This is a genomic window from Paraburkholderia sp. SECH2, from assembly GCF_030464795.1.
Classification (GTDB): domain Bacteria; phylum Pseudomonadota; class Gammaproteobacteria; order Burkholderiales; family Burkholderiaceae; genus Paraburkholderia; species Paraburkholderia aspalathi.
In genome coordinates this window covers 111,927-131,697 of sequence record NZ_JALPRH010000007.1, presented here as the reverse complement: position 1 = coordinate 131,697, position 19,771 = coordinate 111,927, and the positions used below count along the sequence as shown (strand labels likewise).

The following is a 19,771-nucleotide window of genomic DNA, read 5'->3' as shown; positions in this document are numbered from 1 at the left end:
GTGGCAGCCTTTGCAACCATCTTGAGGTGCAACCATAAAGATCATGCAGGCTTGCCGAAAGTACGGGTAAACCACATTTGCACCGATTAAATTGCTCGCAAGCACCCTGAATGCCCGTGGCCGGCGCACGGATAAGCGCTGGAAGCCCCACCGGATATAGGGTGTGGGGTATCGCTGGCGAGCGTGCCTAGTCCCGGCCTACACTCCCGACTATCCACATGCGATAAACAAAACAGATGCCCGGGAAACGAAGTCGCAAGCCGCCTGGCAAGCGTGGTACCGGACCTGATGCGTCGCTATACTTGATGGCCTCGAATGAGCAGACACCCATGAACGAGATCACCCAGCACACCATCGCGGACACGTTGAACATCCGCCAGCCGGAATGCCGCCACCCGTGAGCAGCAAAGAACTCCTCAACCTGGCGCAATTGCGCGCATTTCGACTCGTCGCCGACATGGGTAGCGCCACGCGTGCGGCAGCGGCGCTATTTCGCGCCCAATCGGCTGTGACGCGCTCGGTACAGGAACTCGAGTCGGCACTCGGCGAGCCCCTCTTCGATCGCGGCCCCTCCGGCATGCTTCCGACGCCCGTTGGCCGCGCCGTGCTGCAGCGGTGCGAGCGGATCTTCGCCGAGCTGGAAGAGCTCGCGCAGTGGTGCTCCACGAGGCAGGCACGCCGGCGGCCGACAGCAGAAGGCGCGTTGCCGGCCTATCTGCTCAACACCCGGCGGCTTCAGCTATTCATCGCATTGGCCCGTCATCGGCATATGCCGAGTGCGGCGAAGACCTTCGGCATCAGTCAGCCGGCCGTCAGCACAGCGATCCGGGTGCTGGAAAGCGGCTCCGGTTTGAGTCTGTTCCATCGCAGCGCGCGCGGCATCCTGCTCACCACGGAGGGCGAAACGTTTCTGCTTCACGTGCGCCGCGCATTGAACGAATTGCGGCATGTGCCCGACGATATCGCCGCCTTGCACGGCAAGATTCAGGGTGCGGTGACGGTAGGCGCATTGCCGCTCGGGCGCACGTTGCTCCTGCCCAAGGCGATTGCGCGGATGACCACGCAGCATCCGGGCGTGAGAGTCGTCACTGACGAAAGCGCCTATGAGGCGCTGGTCGCCGGCCTGCGCGCGGGCGATATCGACTTCATTCTCGGCGCGCTGCGCGATAATGACGCCAGCAGCGGTTTGAAGAACGAGCGCCTGATGTCGGAAGATATGGTCGTTCTGGTGCGTCGCGATCACCCGCTCACTCGCGCACGCGATCTGACCATCATGGATTTGCGCGACGCGCAGTGGATCGTGCCGCGCAGCAATGCGCCGGCTCGCGCACTGTTCGAAGCGCAATTCAAGCGAATGAAAGTAAAGCCGCCCATGCCCACGGTCGAGACGGCCGACCTTGCCGTGATTCGTGGGCTGCTGCTCGGCACGGACATGGTCGCGGCATTATCGGGCCAGCAACTGCACTACGAAGTTCAATCTGGTCAGTTGACGATGCTCGACGTGCAGTTGCACAACACCCGGCGCGACATAGGCCTGACCATGCGGGCAGCCGGCACACCCTCACCCGCGGCGCGTGCGTTGATCGACGCGATCCGGCTCTCGGTTGTCGATGTCACGCGGACGATCAGCATCGCCACGAGCCAGCTTTAACCAGCTTTAACGCTGCAAAGTCACTGGAAACTGGAATTCAGAATTACAAAGATCGCCAGAATATGCCGCTGTTGTCTTGGTCGAATAGTGACGATCAAGACAACGGAAGCACTATGAAAAGCCAATCTTTTTTGTTCGCACTATTCGCCGTCACCGCGTTCTGGGCTGCCGATAGCCAAGCCGCTCAGCCGAATTACGCCTATTCGACAACGGTGCACCTTTCCGACGGCAAAACGCTGAGCTGTGCTGTGAACGAGCCCCCGACCGCTGTGCGCGCCACCGGCACCGCGCTCACCCGACGCGAAACGACGGAAGCCGACGTATTGGCGACTCAGCGACTGCGCCTCGTCAGCGGCCCCACGTCTGCGTATCCATCCCCGTACACAGCACCGAACGTCGCGTGCGGGGCCGTCGGTTGACTTGGAGTGGCGTGACGGAGTGCGTGCGGCTCATTCGGTACGATGCGGAACGTCGTCCGGGAAAGGATAGGGAGTGTGAGGCCCTGGCCATTCCGCCGCCGGTGGACCGCTTAGCGCATTGCACCCGGCAACACCGGCGAGAAAGCCGCACGTGAGTAACGTGAGTAAAGCGGCGCAAATGCACCGTACTGCTGCTCGACCGTTCATCGCACACCTCCTCCCATCTACCGCATACGCTAGTTCTTGGACCTACCGTCGGCGTGGGAGGTTGCACATGGTGAGCCCCAAAAAAACGGTGAGCGGATAAGTCCGCCCACCGCTAGTAGGAGCACGCCGATGAACGAATCAGCGCGAATCTGATTCCTGCATCAGAAGCGAGTGCGCACGCCCGAAGTCAGTTCGAGCTGATTGGTTGCGCCGAACGTCGTTCCGACGGTGTAGCCGCCATGCAGCCTCATGTAGTCGCCCGCCAGATACACTTCAGTACGCTTCGACAGGTGATAGAACGCAGACCAGTACAGCGTTTCCTTGTAACCGTTGTGGAGGCCCGACGTCGGATCGAAAGCGCCGATGTTCGCGTTCGGGATATCGCCGTCACTGTTGTAAGCGGCGTTGTGTACCCGCATCTGCTGATAGCCGAGTTCGTAGTCGAATGGCCCCTTCGGCGAGAGCTTGAGCGACACCGTAAAGGCATTGTCCTGACGCTGGCCGAGCGCGCCCTGATTGCCCAGGTAACGGAAGTAACCCGCGTTGGCGCGCAGAATACCGAACGTGTAGTTGCCACCCACCGAGAACGACTGGTTGGTAAAGCCGACGCGATTCGCGTGGCTATAGAAGCCCGACAGGTTGAACGGGCCGCCGTTGTACCCGAGCGCTGCCTGGTAGTTGGCGTTGGAGCCGAAACTCGTCGAGTTGCCGAATGCGTAGCCTGCGCTGGCGAAAATGCCGTTGTCGAACAGCTTCTTCCATGCCACGCCATTGTTATAACGTGTGCCGGTCGCGCTGGCCGCATAGAAAATCATCTGCTTGAAGTTGTTCGCGTTCGTCCAGCCGCCTTCTTCCGTCGTCAGACTCGCGGTGCCGTACGGATCGCCATAAATCGTCGATGCGTCGCGTGCGATCGTGTTCTGGAAGCCTGCCGTAATCTTGCCGAACGTATCGTTCTGGATGCCGACCCATGCGTCACGGTCGAAAATCTGGCCCGGATCTTCCATCTGGCCGTTGGCGACAACGTATTCGCTTTCAAGCCGGAAAATGATCTTCGAACCGGCACCGATATCTTCCGCGCCCTTCAGGCCCCAACGGCTGCCGCTGAACCACGGTTCGCCGCCGATACCCATGCCGATCACGTGATCGCCGTTCGCATTCGCGTGCGACTGATAGGTCGGTACGCTCAGATCCATCAGGCCATAGAGCTGAACACTCGATTGGGCGTGCGCGCCGGTTGCCGCAAAAGCGCCTGCCGTAGCGGCCAAAGCCAGATACTTTTTCTTCACGATCGTCTCCTCTGATTACAACGTTGAAATTTTCGTTTTCGCCGACTGCGGTGACTGCGGTCCGGAGATCCGGACAACAGCCCCGATCAGTCGATGAGCGCAATCCTAGTTTTCTCAATCCTTCACGCCGCTTTCCCGCATCACCGGCACAACTAAGTGAATTCACCGATATACGTCGATAATTCGGCGCTCGCTACGCGGTATCGATGCCGCGCAAGATGATGCCGACCCACTTCAGCGCCGCAGGCCGTTCGGAGATAAAGCGGTACGCCACCGGCGTCGAACTCGATCACCGGAGCGTCTTTGGAAACAGCGGGATTCATCAGGTAAATGCGTGCGAGGCGCCGGTACCGCGAAAGCGGCACCGGCGGCGCAACGAAATCACTCCGCAACCAACACGCGACAGTGACCGGCAAGCGCCGGCTTATTTCGACCCGGTGAACTCGTTGGTGTAAGTTTTCGCCAGCTCGATATGCTTACCTTTGACCGACGGGTTGAACGCCGACAGCACCTTCAGCACGGTCTCGGGACCGTCGGCCGGCATCTTGCCGTCCTTCGTAAACATGGGCAGCGATGCTTTCAACGCGCTCACGTAGAGCGGTTTGTCTTTCTGATAGTCGTCAGGCATCTTCGCTGCAATTTCTTCCGCGCTATGCGTGTTGATGAATTGCATCGTGCGAACGAACGCGTGCGCGAGCTTTGCTGCTTCCGCCTTGTGGGAATCGGCCCATGCCGCCTGCACATAGAGGCTCGATCCCGGGTAGGTGCCGCCCAATGCCGCCTTCGTGCCTTCCACCGTGCGCATGTCGACAAGCACCTTCGCGTCGCCGGACTTCTGCAATGCCGAGACGGTCGGCTCAGTCGTCATGCCGGCGTCGATGCGGCCTTGTTTGATCGCCGCGATGAAGCTCGCGTCGGCGCCCACCGGCAGCATCGTGTATTGCGTGGACGGGATGCCGTGCTGTCCGGCGAGGTATTGCGTCAGGAAGCTTGTCGAAGAACCGAGGCCGGTCACACCTAGCGTCTTGCCCTTCACGTCCGCCATCGATTTGACCGTTTCGGCCGCTTTGGTCGATACCATTTCGACCTCGCCCGGCACTTGCCCGAACACGACAATTGCCTTGACGTCCTTGCCCTTGGTTTGCAGATCGATCGTATGGTCATAGAAACCGACGACGGCCTGAACGGCGCCGGCCAGCAGTTCGTTCTCAGCATCGACGCCTGCCGGCTGCGACAGCAGTTCGACGTCGAGCCCTTCATCCTTGAAATAGCCGAGCTGTTCGGTCAGGCGCGCCGGCAAATAGATCAGCTTCGTGATACCGCCGACCATGATCGTGATCTTCTCGCCGTCAGCGGCTATCGCGTGCTGCGACGCAAGACTGAACAGCAGGCCGGAAGCAACGGCGATATGGCGCAAGGTGCGAAAGCGAGGGGTCATCGATTGTCTCCGTTATTGTCCGGTGCGGCGGAGTGCCGCCCGTCTGCATCGATGGGCCGATTCTAGGAGAGCGAATCCTTCCCTCGGCTTACACGGAGACCAAGGAGCCGTACGGGATTTCCATGAGAGACGCGCACAAAAAAAGCCAAGGCGTGAAGCCTTGGCTTGGAAAATTCTGTGGGTCAAGAAGTCCAGCAGAATCCAAAGGTGCCTGCTGCGCCTTGGACCGCAGCAGCACCCAGGTACGGCAATAACAGCCTGGCGAGCGCGGAGGCTCAATGCCGGGCTTTGCTCCAATGCGGCCAGTAGTGGCGGTGATCGAGATGTCTAAGCCGCTTGCGACGCATCTGCTCCCGGTAATAATGAGCGGCGACGAACACAGGCGCCATCGCCAGCACGAACGAACCCATAACGATTCCCACTGCTTCACTCATCGCGACCTCCATTGCGGAACTAGCGAACTATCGGCTTCAGTTCTAACGCTTCACGCCCGCGGCTACGGGAGCCTTCTCAGAGTTGCCTTGCACGGCCTTCGATGCCGAGGCTGTGACTACATCAAGATTGCTTTCGGCAAACTGCACAGCCTGTTGCCCCGTTTTCTGCAGCGTTTCGTACAGGGTCGTGGTGGCGGCAATCGCGGACTTCCATGCGGCAACTGCTGCTTCGGAGCCGGTAGGAGCATGCTTCGCCGTTTCTTCGACGAATGCCTGCACACGGTCGTTATAGCGCTCGTAGTGCGCCTGTGCGAGTTGCGTCACTTCAGTCTGAGTGCTCGATGCGATCTCGAACACCTGCTTGCTGTATGACAGTGATTTTTCCGCGAAGGGTGCGGTGAAACCGGCTTGCAGCGCGAACCATTGCGGCGGCTCCGTCGTGCCAGACACCTTCGCCATATTTTCCTGCGTTTCGGCCAGCGTGGCCCTGACGGCCTGCAGGTTCAGCGCGGCCAGTTTCTCGAAGCCTTCAAAGATCTTTCCGGCCACCCCGAAGAACGCGTCGACGTTGGCCTTCTGTGCAGCAACCTGCTCGGGACTCAATAGAGTCATTGTGAATTCCTCAAAGTTCGGTCCGGCACGCGAAGCCCCGATCGGACGGGTGTGCTGCGGCGGATCGCGATGGTGAATAAATCGATGTGGGTGTCGCAGATGCAGATGCCTAGCGCATCCGGGCAACCGCCTTGAGAATGGAATCGCCTTCGCTTGTGATCTGAGGACGTGAACGTCCCGACGCGAGGTTTTCCAGGGATATGAGTTGTCGCTCGAGCAGAGCGTCGAGCTCGGCGCGGCCCAGTTCGATCTGATCCGGGGCGTTCTTGATGAGCATTAACGTAGCGAATTCATGGGGACTCAACATATCGTCTCCTCGATTTAGTCCATCTGCGCGGGAAGTATTAATTACCCCCTCCAGCTTTAATGCCCGGCAAATGTTCCTGCCGTCTCCGCAAGCGATCGTTCGAGAAATCGCATCTGGGAGACGCCATCATAACCGCTCAATTTTCAAATGCAATATGCGGGATGCGCTTTATCAAAACTGCTGTTTTGTCTGTTGAATACTTCCGCATTACAGGGCCCCCGCAATGCCCCTCGATAACACTGCCACAGCCCCGTGGATGCCCGCCGGGCGTGGCTTAATGGCTGATCCATTCAACACACCAATGTTTGAATCGACGGCTTAATTAACACGATCGATTCATTTTGAATTCGCTGAGTCTGTTTATATTTGAATATTGTATTTACAGACCGAAACTTTATCGAGGCGACCATCCCTACCTCGACATTGCGAAACATTTATTACAACGCGCATCAATTTTAAGAATAGGCAGAATTTCAATCAGCGCGGATGCCTCTGACTTATTTATCGGGTTGAACTCCACAAACAACCCGCAATACCGCTAACCGCGCTGAAACCCAGCGAAGCGACCCGCCTGAAGTCCGCTTATGTCCGTGCCGGCCACACTGCCGAAGGAATGCCGACTGCTCCGTCGAATAGCCACCTCGCCGTGCGCAACAGCGCCGCGCTCAGCACTTCAGGCTGGCCAAGGCTTCCGCCAAGAACGAGTTCCACCGTGAACTCGCCTGTCGGGTGCTCAACCGACACGCGCTTTCGCGCGCCGTCAGCGTCCACCTCGGCAAGGCCCTCGCAGACCGTACCCGGCAGCACCGCGGCCGTGGCCACGCTCACCGCACCGAGTACGCCGATCGACGCGTGGCAGCGATGCGGAATAAAGCTGCGCGTGCTGATCGTGCCGCCGTGGCGAGGCTCGGCCACCAGACACATCTTCGGCACCGTGCGCGCGCTCACGTCGCCGAGATTCATCATTGGCCCCACAGCAAGCCGGATCTTTTCGATGCGCGCTTTCAGTTCGTCATCCGCGTCGAGTTGCTCGCGCGTTTCGTAACCGGTGCGATCGAGATCGCGCGCTCGCAGCAGCACGAGGGGCATGCCGTTGTCGATGCACGTCACGTCGATACCGTCGACCGTATCCTTGAGATGCCCCGTAGGCAGCAGCGTGCCGCAAGTGGAACCAGCCGTGTCCCTGAACTCGAGCGGAATCGGCGCTGCGAGGCCTGGCACGCCGTCGATGCGGGCATCGCCTTCGTAGGTAACCTGGCCTCCCGGCGTGCTTACCGTCGCTACCGCGATCTGCCCGGTGTTGACCATGTGAATCGCGACCGGTGTGCTGCCGTCGCGTGCATCCACGAGACCGCGTTCGATCGCAAACGGGCCGACGCCCGCGAGAATATTGCCGCAGTTCTGTCCGAAATCGACCCGCGCTTCGTTCACGACGACTTGTGCAAACAGATAGTCGACGTCGGCATCGTCGCGCGTGGAGGGCGAGATGATCCCCACCTTGCTCGTCAACGGATCGGCGCCGCCGATGCCGTCGATCTGGCGCGGATCGGGCGAGCCCATCACGGCAAGCAGAACACGGTCCCGAAGAGCGGGATCGGCCGGCAAATCCGTCGCCATGAAATAGGCGCCTTTCGACGTGCCGCCGCGCATCATCATGCACGGAATGCGCGTTTGTGCGCGACTGGGCATGACCTCGCCTCTCCGTCAAATATCTTCGGCCGAGGCGACGTAGCGCAGGCCCTTTTGCGCGAGCTTCTCGCGCATCGCGTAGTAGTCGAGACCGAGCGTGCCGCCGGCCAGCACCGAACGCGTCTTCTCTTCCTTCGCGATGCGGGCTTGCGACGCCTGCGCGACACTCGCCACGGTATCGAACGGCACGACGACAATGCCGTCATCGTCCGCAACGATGACATCGCCGGGATGCACGATCTGCTGCGCGCATACCACCGGGATATTCACCGAACCGAGCGTTTCCTTGACCGTCCCTTGCGCGGACACGGCCTTCGACCAGACCGGGAATTTCATTTCCCTGAGTGAGGCGACGTCGCGGCATCCCGCGTCGATGATCAGTCCGCGCACGCCACGTGCCGTAAGCGAGGTCGCGAGCAGGTCGCCGAAATAACCGTCCTCGCAAGGCGAAGTCGGCGCCACAACGAGAATGTCACCCTCGCGGCATTGCTCGACGGCAACGTGCAGCATCCAGTTGTCCGACGGCGGCACCAGCACCGTCACCGCCGACCCCGCGATAGCCGGCCCCGAGTAGATCGGTCGCATGTACGACGCAAGCAGGCCTAGCCGGTTCTGCGCCTCGTGAACGGTGGCGGCGCCCGCATGCTGCAGCACGGCCACATCGCGCGGATTGGCGCGGCGGATAGTCGTCACCACGACGCCTCGCTTCATGCCAGTTCTCCCGTCACGGCCGGGGTGATGCGTTGATAGCCTTCCGCGTATTGAATATCGCGCGCGGCGGTGATGCCGATATTGCGCTTGGCCTGCACGCCGCGTTGCAGGGCGACGCGCGTGTAGTACTCCCACAGGTGCTCCTGGCCCGCCATGCACTCGATCGCACGGCGCTTGGTGTCCCAGACCTCGGTGATATCGAGGAACGTATTGGGCATCCATTCGCACTGTTCGGTTTGATGCGGTTCGAACGCGTAGACGGGCGGCGCACCAACCACCTTCTGCCCGGGATTGTGACCTTCGGCCTGGGCGATGATCCGCGCTTCCTGCGCCACGTGCATGGCGAGCGGATGATCGAAGTTATACGGGTCTTTCTGCGAATGGCTCAATACGAACGCCGGCTGCAGTTCACGGTACACATCGACGAGGCGCATCAGAGCCTCGTCCGGCACGCGCAACGGGTAATCGCCGAGATCAAGAAATTCGACTTCCGCACCGAGGATGTCCGCGGCCCGCTCGGCCTCCTCCTTGCGCGCCGCCTTGACCTTCTCGATCGTCATTTCGCCCTTGCGCCAGAGTTTCGCCGATTCTCCGCGCTCGCCGAAAGAAAGACACACGACCTTCGTACGGTATCCGTTTTTTTTGTGCAGAGCGATTGCACCACCTGCTCGCCACACGAAATCGGCGCTATGCGCGCTCACCACCAACATCGCCTTGCCTGCCATTTCCAATCCACCTGTATTCACTATGTGATGGGTACTATTGTAGGTTTCGAAGGTGGCGAGGAAGCACCTAAAGGAGCGTGCAATGCCATCTAATCTGTTTATCGGAATGAGTCGGTTCAACGCGAGACCGGCTTGGAACCTTGAGGAGCGCGTTGTTCAACGATGTTCTCGAACACGCGGCACAGCGCGACTGCAACTCCGTCGTCCCGCGCTCGAATCAGAAAAGATGGTGTATCCCGCTCAGAAACACCGTCTGCCTTCCACCTGACGCCGCGCCGATTCCGAGCGTATTCGCCACCGCCCCGCCACCTGCGGTCTCGAACATCAGATCGGCATAGAGTTGAGTTGCTTTCGAAAGCGAATACACGTTCGCCACGGTCAATTGAGTCCAGCGGCGCCCCGCGAGTGTCGCGGTCCATGCCCCCGCCGCAATCTCCGCCGCAGGCGTCAGGCGCACATTGACGCCGCCGTCGACGGTGCGAAAGTGCTCGCTGCCGCCGTCCGACTGGATTCGCACATCCGTTGCGAGCGCATGCAGCGTCACGCGTTCAAAACGATACGATCCGCCGATCCCCATGTCGCGTACCTGTTTCGCGTTGAAGGTGGTGCCTGGCGCGAGTGTCTGCCCTTCGAACGACGTCAGGCCGAGTCCATTGGAAAGCGGCAGCAAAGGGTCGCGGTATTCGGAATACACCGCCACCAGTTTGAGCGGCCCGTTCGTATAGTTGGCACCGAAGCTAATGGTCCGTCCATCGGTGTTGCTGGCCGACGCGCCGGGAAATCCGTAGAGCGCACCGAAACTGAGTCCGCTGTAGTTCGCACTCTTCCACTTCACGGTGCTCGACAACTGAACCGGCAAGGTGCTTCCAAGGCCATCGAGATTGCCCGGGTGAAACGCAGAGAAGTCGCCGAGCAGTTGACCGGTCGACACCGAGCCGAGCCAATCGAAATTCCAGTCGGTCTGACGGCCGAGCGTCACGGTGCCGAACATCGGATCGGACAGTCCCACGTAGGCCTGACGATTGAAGAAGGTGCTGCTGCTGGCGGACGCGCCCGTCGTCGTGACGAAACCGCTTTCGAGTCTGAATACCACCGAACGGCCCGCGCCGATATCTTCGACGCCCTGGAAGCCGAAGCGGTCGGCCTGAAAGGTGCCCTGCTCGGCGATATACGCATGGGCGCCGTGCAGATTGCTCACGTAGCCGAGACCCGCATCGAGACTGCCATACAGCGTGACGCTGCTCTGGGCGTTGGCCGCGGTTGAAACGACGAGCGCAGGCAAGCACGCGACGAATGTCGCGCGGAAAGCGAAATGGGTTTTCATGGCGTGTTGGTTGAAGCGCTGGAGGGAGAACTGCGTGGCCGTGCGTTAGAAGTTAAAGCCCGAGTTCATCAGGTTGGTTGAATCTTTTCCGCGGGGCTTAGATGCCATGCGCCGAAAACCAGATTGACGACGATGGCCGTGAGCGTCCCCGCCGCCATGCCGTTGCCCAATACGATCTGCACATAGCCCGGGAACGATGCGTAGACGTTGGGGACCAGAATCGGTATCAGCCCCGCAACGAGCGCGGCAGCGAGCGTGTATTGATTGCCGCGTGCATGCAGGTCGACCTTGCCGAGCAGATTGACGCCCATCACGCCGATCATCGCGAACACGATCAGCGCCGTGCCGCCTACCACCGGCGCGGGAATGGCGTAAGCGAAGCGTCCGAGCGGCGCAAACAGCGCGATGACCATCAACATCGCACCCGCCGTCGCGGTCACGTAGCGCGAGCGCACCCCGGTGGTCTGCACGACGCCGATGTTCTCCGCGCTCGTGATGATGAGCGAGGTGCCCAGCAGCGAGCCGAGCAGCGACGCCACCGCATCGCCGCGAATCGTCCTCGGCACATCGCGGCGCATGTCGATCTTCCTGCCGGTGATCTCGCCGACGGCAACCGTCTGCCCCGTTGCCTCGGCCATCGAGATCACGCTGAAGATCAGCATCGGTAGCGCGGCGAGCACGTCGAAACGCGGCATGCCGAATGGCAGCAAAACCGGCAGCGTGAAGAGCGGACCGCCCCACATATCGCCTGCGGGCATCAGTCCCATAGCCCAGCCGGCACACGTGCCCATCGCAAGACCGAGCAGCACGGCAAGCCGCCCCGCCGTGCCCTTGAAGATACGCGCCACAGCCAGCGTGGCCATGATCGTGAGCAACGCAAGGCCGAGCGACTGCGGCCGAGCGAAACCAGGTGTGCCCGGCTGGCCGACGATGATGCCGGCGTAAATCTTGATGAGGCTCACTGAGACGAGCAGCAGCATCGTTCCCACCACCACACGCGGGAAAAACCGCAGGCATCGCGCGAATACCGGCAGGACGAGCCAGTAGAACAGGCTGGTGAGAATCGCCGCGCCCGAGGCGGTGCGCAGATCCGTCTGCGTGGCGATGACGGCGAACAGCATGGCGGGCGCGCCGCCCGGCACCATTACAAAGGGCAGCCGCGCCCCGATCGACCCCGCCCCGAGCGATTGCAACAGCGTGCCGGCGCCACAGGCAAAGAAGGTCGCGCCGATCAGATGCACGGTCATGTCCGATGAGAGCGACAGCATCCTCGACACCAGAAAAACCGCGGTGACGGGCGAAGCCGCCATCGACAGGACATGCTGCAAGCCGAACAGCGCGAGTTGCCACGCAGGCAGGCGCGTATCGACGCTATGTGTGGCTGGGTCTGGATTCACGTTACCCCCGAGGGATCGAAAACGCGGCGTTCAGGCGCGCAGCCACGGCAATTGCTCGCGGCTGTAGCGGAAGGTCTGGAAGACGCTGTTCAACTGGCCGGGGCCGGTTTTGCGCGCCGCTTCGTCCGGGTACTGGTCGAACCAGGGAATCACGTATTCCCACACCACCTCTCCAGCGGGCGTCACTTCGAAGAGGCGGCCCGTTGCCGACTCGGTGATGTGCGTATTGCCATTCGCGAGTCGCTGCGCGTTGCCCATGAAAGCGCTGTAGAACGCATTCACCATGTCGTCGGCGTAAGACCACACCACCTCGTTGTTCGACGGATCGATTTCGAGCACGCGCGAAAAAGCCACATGCGCGCCGCTACGGAAATTGCCGTTGTCGAACGTGAGAATGTTGCCGTTAGCGAGCGCCACGGGTGCGTGCTGGTGCGACACCACGCTCGGCGGAATGTGCATCGTCACGCCGCCGGTCTTGCGATCGACGGCGACGATGCCCGACGTGGTGCGCAGGCTCATCAACACGTCGCCCTTCGCATTCACGCCGAGCCCGTTCACGAGCGGCCAGTGATACCGGCCGAAGCCCGACGCGATCGGAAAGTCTTCGGGCTTGAGATGCTCCCATGCTTTCCATTCCCACACCAGTTCGCCCGCGCGATTGACTTCGCGGATCACGTCGGCGTACATGACTTCGTCGGGACTGTGCGCGGTGCCGCCCGGCACGCGCTCGGCAAATCCCGCCGGCACGGGTGCGCACGCGGCGTAAAGCAGATTGCCGTTGGCGAGCCACTGCGCGTCATGATGATGCGCGGGATCTTCGTAATGCCAGATCACCTCGCCCTCAGGCGTGACTTCGGAGAAATCGCCGCCGTGCCACATCGACCATGGGGCGTAACGGCCTTCCGATTTTGCATGATTGCCGTTGTAGCCGAGATTGCCGTTGGCAAGAATCACGGCGTGGCGTCCGGCCCGCACCGGCATCTTCCACTCGTGCACGACGACGCCCTCGATATCGATGAGATAGACGCGGCCACCCGCCGTTTGCGGAGCAATCAGCGTATACCCGCCGAATGAAACCCTGGGGTCGTGAGCGATGAGGCCAACGCCGCGGCGGCGCTGGGTAATTTGATCGACTGTCGTGGTCACGATTCGCTCCGTTAAGATGATGAAGCGAAATCTAGGCTATCCGTTCCGTCAATAAAATCTGATTATTCTTAACGGGCCGTATGGAAAAACTATACGGTCGATTTATGCGTCCAATATCGCAGACATTCCGTTGTTTCGACGAGGTAGTCAGGCGTGGTTCGATCCGCAAAGCGGCCGAATCGCTGCACCTGACCGCGGCCGCCGTGCACCAGCAAATTCTTAATCTCGAGGAGCAGGTCGGCTCGCCGCTCTTCGACCGGTTGCCGCGCGGCATGCAGCTCACCACGGCTGGCGAGATCATCATTGCTGCGGTGCGGCGCGGACAACGCGATTTCGACAATGCGATGACGCAGGTGGAGGACCTGCGTTCGCTGCGCCGCGGGCATATCAACCTCGCGGTGTCGCCTTCGTCGGCCGAGCAGTTGGTGCCCGAAGCCATTCAGGCCGCTATGAAAAGCTATCCGGGGGTGACGTACAGCGTGCGCTCGGGCAACGGCGAGAGCATTCTCAAGTGGGTGGAGACCGGGGAAGCCGACATCGGTTATGGCCTGCGTCGCAAACCGCCGCCCGGTGTGGTGGAAGTACGCGCCTTCTCGCAGCACCTCGGGCTCGTCACGCCGCCCGGGCATCCGCTGACGAAGCTCGGCAAACGGCCCCGGCTGCGCGACTGCCTCGACTACCCGCTTATCCTCATGACACCGGATACGGAGTTGCGGGCCATGGTGGATCAGATCGACCACCGCGAGCAACGCAAGGCGCGTCCGCTGGTGGAAACGAGTTCGGTTTCGATGGTGCGCCGGCTCGTTGCGGACGGTGTCGGGATCGGCTTCCTGATTGCGGAGAACGTGGCGGAGGATGTGACGCAACGCAAGCTTGCGTGGACTGCGCTCGCCGATGCGGGCGCGAAGTCGTTCAGTTGCCTTTATCAACGCTCCGACCTGACTACGACCGTCGCGATGAGCATGTTCCTGCAGTTCCTCGGCCACGCGATCGAGGCGACCGAGAGCCAGTTTCACGCTTCAACGCAAGCGGGCCGCAAGCGCGGGCAGCGGATCAAGTGAGGAATCCGGAGGAGTTCAGAGTTCGGTAGCGCGTTCAACGGCAAACCGCTCCACACACGCCTGCCGCACTCTCTCGACCGAAACGGCCCAGTCTTCGCCCACTGCCCGGCGGAATAGCCGCAGCGTATGCGGATACCACGGCGAATCATTGCGCTCGTGCATCCAGCGCCAGTCGATGTCTTTCTCCGGCAGCATTATCCAGCACGGTTTGCCCAGCGAGGCGGCCAGATGCGCCATGGACGTGTCCACGCAAATCACCAGATCGAGTTGTTCGATGATCGCGGCGCTGTCCGCGAAATCGTTCACCGTCGAACCGAGTTCGAGCAGCGGCTGACCTGCGGGCGGGTTTTGCGCCTCGTCCTCGCCCTGGCCTCTTTGCAGACTCACAAAGCTCAGACCCGGCACGCTCCAGAGCGGCGCAAGCGTGGCTAGCGTTGGGATCGACCGGTTCGCGTCGTTATGGTGTTTCGCATTGCCTTTCCACACCAGCCCGACCTTGCGGCCGGGCGGCAGGGTCTCGAGCATCGGCCGCCATTTTTCGACGAGCGACGGCTCGGCCGCGAGACGGACCGGGCGCGGAATCGTGTCCACTGCCGTACGCAAGTGCAGCGGCGCGCTCAACAAGCTCGTCCAGCAGTCGTATGTCGATGCGGCTACATGGGCCAACGCCGTATCGTGATCGAGCACGGCATCCACGCCGTCCACCGTAGCCATCAGCCGGTGCAAGGCAGGCTGACACACAAAGGCGATATGCGCGGCCCCTTGCGCCTTGAGCAAGGCGAAATAGCGGCTGAATTGGACCATATCGCCAAGCCCGTCTTCCTGCCAGACCAGCAAGGACTTGTCGGCGAGCGAGTCGCCTTGCCACTGCGGACAGCTCAACATGGAACGCGTCTTGTGATGCACGAAACCCGGCTGGTCGTAGCGGCACTCGTACAAGCGCCAGCCATCTTCAAAGCGGCCCATGCTGAGCACCAGCACAGCCAGACCGAACCTGGCATCGCCGTAATCGGGGCGTAAAGCGAGCGCCCGCAGGTAAGCGGCTTCGGCTTCCGGCAGCCGCTTGAGTTGCGCCAGCGCGGCCCCGACGTTGTAGTGAGCCTCGGCGAGATCAGGACGAAGCGTGAGTGCTTGCGCGAAGGCCTCGACAGCCTCCGGCAAGCGGTCGATCTGACGAAGCACGCAGCCCAGGTTGTTGTGCGCGTGAACGATGTCGGGCCGGCAGCGAATCGCTTCCCGGTAAGCCATTTCGGCCTCGGGTAGACGCTCCAGGCTGGTTAGCGCGAGGCCGAGGTTGTAGTGCGCCTCGGCATAATCCGGGCGATGCGCGATTGCCTCCCGGTACGCCGCTTCAGCCTCGGGCAGACGCTGGAGATCAGCCAGCACCGCACCGAGGTTGAGGTGCGCCTCCGCGTAATCCGGGCGAATCGCCAGCGCGAGCCGGCAAGCCAACTCGGCCTCGGGCAGACGGCACGTCGCCTTCAGCACGCCGCCGAGGTTATTGAGCGCTTCGGGATACTGGGGCTTGATGGTCAGCGCCTGCCGGTAGGCGGCATCCGCCTCGGCAACACGGCCGAGTTCCATCAGCACGTTGCCCAGGTTGTTGTGCGCCTCGGCGTGTTCCGGCAGGCCGATCAGCGCCTCGCGATAGGCCACTTCCGCCTCATGCAGCCGGCGCAGTTCGTGCAATACGATAGCCCGGTTGTAGTGCGCCTCCGCGTAGTCGGGGCGGATCGTCACCGCCTGACGATACGACGCCTCGGCCTCTTCCCGGTAGCCCATCCCGTAGAGCACGGTGCCGAGATTGTTGTGCGCGTCGGCCTGGCCGGGCCGCAGCGCGACCAGTTGCCGATAGACCGCCTTGGCCGCCGACAGGCGGCCGTGCGATTTGAGCAGCATGCCGAGACTGCTGTACACCTCGGCATAGTCGGGTTTGGCGCGCAGACACTGGCGCCAATAGGTTTCCGCGTCGGACAGATTGCCCATGCCGTACCAGCAGGCGCCCGCAATATTCAACGCGTCGGCCCGCGCGTCTTCCTCCACCTCGTCGTGCGGGTCGAGGATCGGCTCCACCAACGACCAGGCATCGGCGAATTGCCCGCTTTTGCAGAGCAATGCCGCCTGCTGATTGATGTCGGCTATCGAGGAAGCGCGCGTCTGCGTGGCAGTCATGAGTCGTGGTAACGGGTGGTGGCGGTCAGCCGGGTCAATCGTGTTTTGCCTGCCCTGTCCGGCGTTTCGCGTATCTGCGCGGCCGCGCAGGAGGTCGAAGCGCCGACAGGGAAAGCCGAACATTTACCATGCAGCTTAAGGGAAACGGTCACGCTGTAACGCCCCGAAATGAGCCGGTTTCGGCCTTCTAATCCGACGCTATAGACGGAATCACAGGAGAAAAGACCGCGCGGCAGTGCTAGAATCGCCCGCGTCTTTACGTTCATCACCATGACTCCACGCTCCCATAACCGCATGACCGCATGGCTTGGCCTGATCGCCATGTGGCTTGTCGTGTTCGCGCCGGTCGTGAGTCAGATGCTGGTGTCGAACCGCGCGAACGAGCCCTTCGCGGCGCTCTGCTCGGCGCTGCAGCCGGCCAATCAGAGCCTGGTGAGCCAATCCACGCAGGCCAACCCGGCGCCCGTCCACCTCAGCCACGACGACGCCTTCGGCGCATGCGGCTACTGCCATCTGCTCCAGCATCACGTCGCCATGCCGACCGTTGCGGCCGTCGAACCGCCGCCCGCACTCGCGCTTGCCGGCACTGTGCCGCCCGCCCTCTCCACCCGCTTCACGCCGCTCGGCGCGTTCCCGTCCGGACGCCCAAGAGGCCCGCCCGCCGTTTCCTGATCGCTGTTGTTCCTGATCGCGCATTTGCCGCACCCGTTGAGGGGGCGCGCGATCGCCTGTTCAATGCATCAAGGAAACGTTCATGCTCAACTTCGCTTTGCGAAGGCTGCCTCTTTGCGCCCGCCGCGGCGCCCGGCGCATTCCATCCGGCCGGCGGCCGCTGTCGCATTTCCCGGCTTATTTTTCTGCACTAGTTCCAGCCTTCGCACCGGCACTTATCGCCTCCCCGGCTCACGCGGATAGCGCGTCCGCCGACGCCACGCTACCTGCCGTCAGCGTTACCGCCAGTGCCAATTCCGTCGCCAACCCGCGCGCCGTCGACCCTAATCTGCCGGCTTCGGTCGAAACCGTAACGCGCGAACAGTTCGACAACTGGAACGTCGTCAATACCGAAGACGTGTTGAAGTACATGCCGAACCTTGCCGTGCGCAAGCGTTTTATCGGCGATCTGAACTCGATCATCGCCGTACGCGGCACCAGCAATTCGCAGAGCGCACGCGGTCTCGTCTATGCGGACGGCCTCCTGCTCAGTAATCTGCTCGGCAATAGTTATTCGTTTCCGCCCCGCTGGTCGATGGTGTTTCCCGACGAGATCCAGCAGGTCGACGTGATCTATGGGCCGTTTTCCGCGCTCTATCCGGGCAATTCGCTAGGCGCCACGGTGCTCATCAGCACCCGCATGCCGAAGAAGTTCGAAGCCGACGCGGACGTCAAAGCCTTCACCCAGCACTTCAGCCTGTTCGGTGTGAATCAGAATTTCAACGGCAGCGAGGCAAGCGCGTCGATCGGCGATCAGATCGGGAAGTTCTCGTATCGGTTGGGCGTGAATCACCTTGAGAACACGAGCCAGCCGCTGCAATTCGCCACGCTCGCCAAGTCAAATACGCCCGCGAAAGCCGGAGACACACCGGTGACCGGCGCGTACTTCTACAACAACCAGACCAATACGCCGACCGCGGTGCTCGGCGTGAACGGCGAAGGGATCGAACACACGGTACAGGACCAGTTCAAGCTGAAGATGCAGTACGACTTCACGCCGACACTGCAGGCCGCCTTCACACTCGGCTATTGGCACCAGACCTATAACAGCGCGACGTCGAGTTTCCTGCGCGACGCGAACGGCAACCCGGTATACAGCGGCAAGGTCGCGATCGGCGGCTACGAGTACACGATTCCGGCGGCCGCCCTCGCCCCGAGCCTCGGCTACAGCGAGAACTGGTTATACGGGCTCACGCTGAAAACCCGCAACGCCACCGGCTGGAATGGCGAAGCAATCGCTTCGTACTACGACGTCGGCAACAGCGTGGCGCGCACCGCGAATTCGGGCGCGCCGGGCAACGGCCCCGGCACGGTGATCTTCGGCGACGGCACCGGCTGGAAAACGCTCGATCTGCGCACCACCTACACACCCGTCACGCCGCAAGCGGGCCTGACGAGTCATGCGCTGAGCTTCGGCTATCACTACGACAACTATTTCCTCGACAACGAGAGCTACAACACGCTGAACTGGCGCGATGGCGCGGCGACCTCGTTTGCCAATGCTTTCAAGGGCAAGACGCAGACCCAGGCGCTGTACGCCCAGGATGCCTGGCACTTTCTGCCGCGCTGGAAGTTGGTCTACGGCGTACGGTACGAAGACTGGCAAGCCTACGGCGGCTCGCAGGCACTGCCGGGCAAGGTGTTCCCGTATAGCGACGCGAACCAGCATCACTTTTCGCCGAAAGCCTCATTGTCGTTCGATGTCACTGACGATCTGAGCTTGCGCGCATCGATTGGCCGCGCCTATCGGTTTCCGACGGTGGGTGAGATGTTCCAGGGGCAAATCAACGGCTCCTCGATCATCAACAACAATCCGAACCTGAAGCCCGAAGACGATCTCTCGAAGGAGTTGACCGCTGAATGGGCGCACTGGAATGGCGTGTTCCGCTTCTCGCTGTTTCAGGACGACGTGAAGAACACGATCTTCAGTCAGACCGATACGACCGTGATTCCAAATGTGACGAATTTCCAGAACATCGGCAAGGTGCGCTCGCGTGGCGTCGAAACGAGCTACTCGGGACAGGATGTATTCGTGCGTGGTCTCGATCTGCTGGCGAGCGTGGCGTACACGCAGTCGAAGATCATCGCGAATGCGCAGAACCCGGCCACCGTCGGCAAGTACTTCTATCGGATTCCGCTGTGGCGCGCGAATCTCGCCGCGACGTATCACATCGACGAACGCGCAGCGATCACGCTTGCCGCGCGCTACTCCGGCCGTGAATACAACACGCTCACCAATACCGACACGAATCCCGATGTATTCGGCGGCACCAGTTCGTACACGGTGGCGGACGCGAAATTCACGTTCAAGCCGACGAAGCTGAGTGAAGTTGGTATCGGCGTCGACAACCTGTTTGACGCGCGCTACTTCGTCTATCACCCGTATCCGGGCCGCACGTTTTACGTCGAAGCAAAGTTGCGTATGTGAACACGCGATTGGCATGCGCGGTTTGCACTCGTGAGTTGCAAACCAGCGCG

At 61.4% G+C, this 19,771-nt stretch carries 18 protein-coding genes; 5 read left to right on the top strand and 13 right to left on the bottom strand.

Going from position 1 to position 19,771, the window contains the following annotated elements; all coding sequences use genetic code 11:
• The first annotated feature begins 397 nt into the window (after positions 1–397).
• Together M0D66_RS14925 and M0D66_RS14920 are read left to right on the top strand one after the other, a co-directional pair.
• Complete coding sequence (locus tag M0D66_RS14925) at positions 398–1,651, top strand: LysR substrate-binding domain-containing protein (RefSeq protein ID WP_200652868.1); 1,254 nt, start codon at positions 398–400, stop codon at positions 1,649–1,651.
• A gap of 113 nt (positions 1,652–1,764) precedes the next feature.
• Positions 1,765–2,070, top strand: coding sequence for a hypothetical protein (locus M0D66_RS14920; protein ID WP_211706563.1), 306 nt, complete (start codon positions 1,765–1,767; stop codon positions 2,068–2,070).
• 368 nt (positions 2,071–2,438) lie between these two features.
• On the opposite strand, the gene M0D66_RS14915 is transcribed toward M0D66_RS14920, so the two are convergent.
• The 11 genes from M0D66_RS14915 to M0D66_RS14865 all read right to left on the bottom strand — a co-directional run bounded on the left by M0D66_RS14915 (position 2,439) and on the right by M0D66_RS14865 (position 13,349).
• On the bottom strand, positions 2,439–3,566 hold the full coding sequence (locus tag M0D66_RS14915; protein ID WP_093637908.1) for a porin: 1,128 nt from the start codon (positions 3,564–3,566) through the stop codon (positions 2,439–2,441).
• A 424-nt stretch (positions 3,567–3,990) separates the two neighbouring features.
• Complete coding sequence (locus tag M0D66_RS14910; RefSeq protein ID WP_200618335.1) at positions 3,991–5,004, bottom strand: ABC transporter substrate-binding protein; 1,014 nt, start codon at positions 5,002–5,004, stop codon at positions 3,991–3,993.
• Positions 5,005–5,279: 275 nt separating this feature from the next.
• The gene (locus M0D66_RS14905) at positions 5,280–5,438 is read right to left on the bottom strand and encodes a hypothetical protein (RefSeq protein WP_166618145.1); all 159 of its coding nucleotides are present in this window, start codon (positions 5,436–5,438) and stop codon (positions 5,280–5,282) included.
• 42 nt (positions 5,439–5,480) lie between these two features.
• Positions 5,481–6,050: a phasin family protein gene (locus M0D66_RS14900; RefSeq protein WP_211706506.1), complete on the bottom strand. Its 570-nt coding sequence runs from the start codon at positions 6,048–6,050 to the stop codon at positions 5,481–5,483.
• A gap of 109 nt (positions 6,051–6,159) precedes the next feature.
• Positions 6,160–6,357 carry a hypothetical protein gene (locus tag M0D66_RS14895; RefSeq protein WP_054038930.1) on the bottom strand — a complete coding sequence of 66 codons (198 nt, stop codon included), beginning with the start codon at positions 6,355–6,357 and terminating at the stop codon, positions 6,160–6,162.
• Positions 6,358–6,939: 582 nt separating this feature from the next.
• Complete coding sequence (locus tag M0D66_RS14890; protein WP_211706507.1) at positions 6,940–8,046, bottom strand: 4-oxalomesaconate tautomerase; 1,107 nt, start codon at positions 8,044–8,046, stop codon at positions 6,940–6,942.
• Positions 8,047–8,061: 15 nt separating this feature from the next.
• The gene (locus M0D66_RS14885) at positions 8,062–8,757 is read right to left on the bottom strand and encodes a 4-carboxy-4-hydroxy-2-oxoadipate aldolase/oxaloacetate decarboxylase (RefSeq protein ID WP_211706508.1); all 696 of its coding nucleotides are present in this window, start codon (positions 8,755–8,757) and stop codon (positions 8,062–8,064) included.
• The gene (locus M0D66_RS14880; RefSeq protein WP_093637889.1) at positions 8,754–9,482 is read right to left on the bottom strand and encodes a PIG-L deacetylase family protein; all 729 of its coding nucleotides are present in this window, start codon (positions 9,480–9,482) and stop codon (positions 8,754–8,756) included. Before M0D66_RS14880 ends, M0D66_RS14885 begins: the two co-directional genes overlap by 4 nt.
• Positions 9,483–9,699: 217 nt before the next feature.
• Positions 9,700–10,806, bottom strand: coding sequence for a porin (locus tag M0D66_RS14875; RefSeq protein WP_266210942.1), 1,107 nt, complete (start codon positions 10,804–10,806; stop codon positions 9,700–9,702).
• 68 nt (positions 10,807–10,874) lie between these two features.
• Positions 10,875–12,203 carry a uracil-xanthine permease family protein gene (locus M0D66_RS14870; protein WP_211706510.1) on the bottom strand — a complete coding sequence of 443 codons (1,329 nt, stop codon included), beginning with the start codon at positions 12,201–12,203 and terminating at the stop codon, positions 10,875–10,877.
• 30 nt (positions 12,204–12,233) lie between these two features.
• Entirely contained in the window at positions 12,234–13,349 is a 1,116-nt protein-coding gene (locus M0D66_RS14865; protein ID WP_200618330.1) for an aryl-sulfate sulfotransferase, read from the bottom strand.
• A 104-nt stretch (positions 13,350–13,453) separates the two neighbouring features.
• Here M0D66_RS14865 and M0D66_RS14860 point away from each other — a divergent pair, with 104 nt between their 5' ends.
• Positions 13,454–14,410, top strand: a complete 957-nt coding sequence (locus M0D66_RS14860) for a LysR family transcriptional regulator (protein WP_211706511.1) — start codon at positions 13,454–13,456, stop codon at positions 14,408–14,410.
• Positions 14,411–14,425: 15 nt separating this feature from the next.
• On the opposite strand, the gene M0D66_RS14855 is transcribed toward M0D66_RS14860, so the two are convergent.
• The gene (locus M0D66_RS14855; protein WP_211706512.1) at positions 14,426–16,582 is read right to left on the bottom strand and encodes a tetratricopeptide repeat protein; all 2,157 of its coding nucleotides are present in this window, start codon (positions 16,580–16,582) and stop codon (positions 14,426–14,428) included.
• A complete protein-coding gene (locus M0D66_RS14850; RefSeq protein ID WP_211706513.1) occupies positions 16,579–16,854 on the bottom strand; it encodes a hypothetical protein in 276 nt (91 codons plus the stop codon). The genes M0D66_RS14855 and M0D66_RS14850 overlap by 4 nt, the downstream gene beginning before the upstream one ends.
• On the opposite strand from M0D66_RS14850, the gene M0D66_RS14845 reads away from it, so the two are divergent.
• Entirely contained in the window at positions 16,853–17,254 is a 402-nt protein-coding gene (locus M0D66_RS14845; RefSeq protein ID WP_211706514.1) for a DUF2946 domain-containing protein, read from the top strand. The genes M0D66_RS14850 and M0D66_RS14845 overlap by 2 nt on opposite strands.
• 82 nt (positions 17,255–17,336) lie before the next feature.
• A complete protein-coding gene (locus tag M0D66_RS14840; protein WP_211706515.1) occupies positions 17,337–19,721 on the top strand; it encodes a TonB-dependent receptor in 2,385 nt (794 codons plus the stop codon).
• The last annotated feature ends 50 nt before the right edge of the window (positions 19,722–19,771 follow it).

Bases quoted from the DNA above. Each gene is read 5' to 3' on its own strand.
- M0D66_RS14920 (WP_211706563.1), top strand. From the start codon at position 1,765: ATGAAAAGCCAATCTTTTTTGTTCGCACTATTCGCCGTCACCGCGTTC.
- M0D66_RS14910 (WP_200618335.1), bottom strand. From the start codon at position 5,004: ATGACCCCTCGCTTTCGCACCTTGCGCCATATCGCCGTTGCTTCCGGC.
- M0D66_RS14905 (WP_166618145.1), bottom strand. From the start codon at position 5,438: ATGAGTGAAGCAGTGGGAATCGTTATGGGTTCGTTCGTGCTGGCGATG.
- M0D66_RS14900 (WP_211706506.1), bottom strand. From the start codon at position 6,050: ATGACTCTATTGAGTCCCGAGCAGGTTGCTGCACAGAAGGCCAACGTC.
- M0D66_RS14895 (WP_054038930.1), bottom strand. From the start codon at position 6,357: ATGTTGAGTCCCCATGAATTCGCTACGTTAATGCTCATCAAGAACGCC.
- M0D66_RS14890 (WP_211706507.1), bottom strand. From the start codon at position 8,046: ATGCCCAGTCGCGCACAAACGCGCATTCCGTGCATGATGATGCGCGGC.
- M0D66_RS14885 (WP_211706508.1), bottom strand. From the start codon at position 8,757: ATGAAGCGAGGCGTCGTGGTGACGACTATCCGCCGCGCCAATCCGCGC.
- M0D66_RS14880 (WP_093637889.1), bottom strand. From the start codon at position 9,482: ATGGCAGGCAAGGCGATGTTGGTGGTGAGCGCGCATAGCGCCGATTTC.
- M0D66_RS14875 (WP_266210942.1), bottom strand. From the start codon at position 10,806: ATGAAAACCCATTTCGCTTTCCGCGCGACATTCGTCGCGTGCTTGCCT.
- M0D66_RS14860 (WP_211706511.1), top strand. From the start codon at position 13,454: ATGCGTCCAATATCGCAGACATTCCGTTGTTTCGACGAGGTAGTCAGG.
- M0D66_RS14855 (WP_211706512.1), bottom strand. From the start codon at position 16,582: ATGACTGCCACGCAGACGCGCGCTTCCTCGATAGCCGACATCAATCAG.
- M0D66_RS14845 (WP_211706514.1), top strand. From the start codon at position 16,853: ATGACTCCACGCTCCCATAACCGCATGACCGCATGGCTTGGCCTGATC.
- M0D66_RS14850 (WP_211706513.1), bottom strand. From the start codon at position 16,854: ATGGTGATGAACGTAAAGACGCGGGCGATTCTAGCACTGCCGCGCGGT.
- M0D66_RS14840 (WP_211706515.1), top strand. From the start codon at position 17,337: ATGCTCAACTTCGCTTTGCGAAGGCTGCCTCTTTGCGCCCGCCGCGGC.